Here is a 2,237-nt window from a genome sequence, read left to right as displayed (position 1 = left end):
GGATAATGGCTTTACGTACTTCACGCAGGCTCCTCGTAGAGGCTTTGTTATTAACATCGTAATACCACTTATCCGATTTGATTCATCATATCAACTTTGTTTGAAAATATTTGCTCGGGTACTTAAGGTTACGGCCTTCGTTTTTGCTTTGATTGCGGATTGTTGCGTATCACGTCCGTTGACGGCCTGTCGGTTGTTGCCTTCCAGGGAGGACTTCCAAACTTCCCGGATCAGGTGACGCCTTTTGCTGCGATGGCACAGTCATACACGTGTTTTCACCGAAGCGCTCGCCCCTTCCCGACATCCAACCGATGCCGCCCCCGGGTTTCCGCCGATAAGCTGGTGGAAGAAGACTGTTTGGCAACCGTGGAAGAGTGCTTCGGAAATTCCCTCGAGAAATACAAGAGCCATGATCGTGTCCTGCGAAAGACCCGGCAGTTGTTTCCAAACGGCACAGAAGATCTCCAGCGCAGTGGAAGGGATGCTGAAGCGCTACCTTTTTGTTCTCTGCATCAGGCGTTGGAAGGTGCAACGGAAGGGCATACAGTGAATGACACAGGAAGGGCGGCGACGGGCATGGTGCTCCTTCCCGTCGGCATCGCCCAATTCTTGACTCCCTTCATGCTTACGGCGGTGGGGGTGGCGCTGCCGTCTCTCGGCAGCGAGCTGCATGCTTCGGCTGCCCAACTGGGGCTGGTGGAGCAGCTCTATGCCCTGTCGCTGGCCATGACCATGCTCACGTTCGGTCGGCTGGGAGACATTAGTCTGCCAAAGGACTTGCTGCCAGGGAGGCAGGGATCATCCTCCTGACTCAGCCCGTGGTGCAGATGATGGCATCCCCCTTGGCTGAGCGGATCGAGCCGGCAAAACTCGCCACGGTGGGCATGCTGATAAGCTTCACGGGATTGATTCTGGCCGCTTTAACCCTCGATGCGGAAATGCCCCTCTATTTCCTGGTGATGGAGCTGATCCTCATCGGCGCGGGCTTTGGAATCTTCATCACACCCAATTCGACTGCCATCATGGGAAGCGTGGAGCCGCGCCGGTTCGGGATCGCTTCGGGAATGGTCGGGGCCATGCGAACGCTGGGCATGGCGGTCAGTATGACCGCTGTGGCTCTTGTCTTTTCGCTGTTCATGGGAAATGCGGCCATAGGCCAGGCCAGCCTCCCCCGGTTTCTCACCGCCCTGAGGGTGGGGCTCGTGGTTTTCTCCGGATTTTGCAGCCTGGGGATCGTGCTGTCTCTGGGGCGAGGAAAAAGAAGCGCATGAGAGGGGCAAACGGATATCCCCTTCAGGACGGCTGCACGGCCTTTTGGCCTTGGGTCGTCCGGTCCCTGTCCGTTGACGTTACTGACGCTATGGGCTACTATTTGCCTGCCATGATAATAAACCCTTAAAGACTCAGAAACAGAAAGAGTTCACAGAGGGCGACGCTCGTTTGCCCATCGCCCCTGAGGCTCACACAGTATCGGCTCGCCAAGTCAATAAGCTGTATTTTCCGTCGAAATCGTCATCTAATTCACGAGAGGAACAAATGGACGCTCAAGAAAAAATCGCGTTGGTAAAAGAACGGGCAAGGAAGAATTTTTCAAAGGGATTCAACTGTGCGGAATGCGTTCTGGAAGCAGTGTTGGAGCTTGTAGATACAGGGCTTCCCCGCGAAGCCCTCAAGTTGGCAACGGGATTGGGAGGGGGTGTTGGACTGTACGGGGACACCTGCGGTGCAATCGTTGGTGCTGTGCTGGCTGTCGGTGCGGTACACGGACGCAGCGGTCTTCCTGAAGGGGAAGACAGGAAAGCCGCGGCCAAAGCCGCTGCCGAACAGCTCTACGGAAATCCCGGACTTTACAGAATGTTTAACCAGCTGCCCAATATGATCAAGAGCAAATATGGCAATACGCTGTGCCGTGAAATTTGCAAGCAGTGGAGAGACAACTGGCTTTGCCGGGAACATGCGCTTCATTGCCGTGAAATCATTACAGACAGTGCAGAAATTGCGGCAACTATCATTTGTGGTGATAGTAATGAAATCATGTCAAAGCCCTTCGGAGAGAATGTGGAGAACCTGAAGGATGCCTGTACCGGCAAAGGCTGAGGGACGGCATTAAGTTAGGGCGTCCAAAAATGGCCTCTGAGGGCCGGTTTTAGTGCTCGGGATTTGGCCCCAGAAGTAGTGGACAGGTTGTGTCCACAGTAGTACGATAACCTGGATTCTATCATCCATAATCCAGGGGG

Annotated in this window: 3 protein-coding genes; all 3 read left to right on the top strand. The window is 54.5% G+C overall.

The genetic code is table 11. The annotated features are described in order from the left end of the window. Positions 1–357: 357 nt before the first annotated feature. The 3 genes from MWC30_RS21515 to MWC30_RS21505 all read left to right on the top strand — a co-directional run bounded on the left by MWC30_RS21515 (position 358) and on the right by MWC30_RS21505 (position 2,097). The gene (locus MWC30_RS21515; protein ID WP_244086256.1) at positions 358–810 is read left to right on the top strand and encodes a hypothetical protein; all 453 of its coding nucleotides are present in this window, start codon (positions 358–360) and stop codon (positions 808–810) included. Positions 811–842: 32 nt separating this feature from the next. Continuing rightward, entirely contained in the window at positions 843–1,271 is a 429-nt protein-coding gene (locus MWC30_RS21510; RefSeq protein WP_244086255.1) for a hypothetical protein, read from the top strand. A gap of 169 nt (positions 1,272–1,440) precedes the next feature. Next, positions 1,441–2,097 carry a C-GCAxxG-C-C family protein gene (locus tag MWC30_RS21505; RefSeq protein ID WP_244086254.1) on the top strand — a complete coding sequence of 219 codons (657 nt, stop codon included), beginning with the start codon at positions 1,441–1,443 and terminating at the stop codon, positions 2,095–2,097. The last annotated feature ends 140 nt before the right edge of the window (positions 2,098–2,237 follow it).

Origin of the sequence: Desulforhabdus sp. TSK, from assembly GCF_022836495.1 — a bacterium.
Classification (GTDB): Bacteria; Desulfobacterota; Syntrophobacteria; order Syntrophobacterales; family Syntrophobacteraceae; genus Desulforhabdus.
The sequence above is the reverse complement of the archived record's forward strand: the minus strand, read 5'-3'. Positions and strand labels throughout refer to the sequence as shown.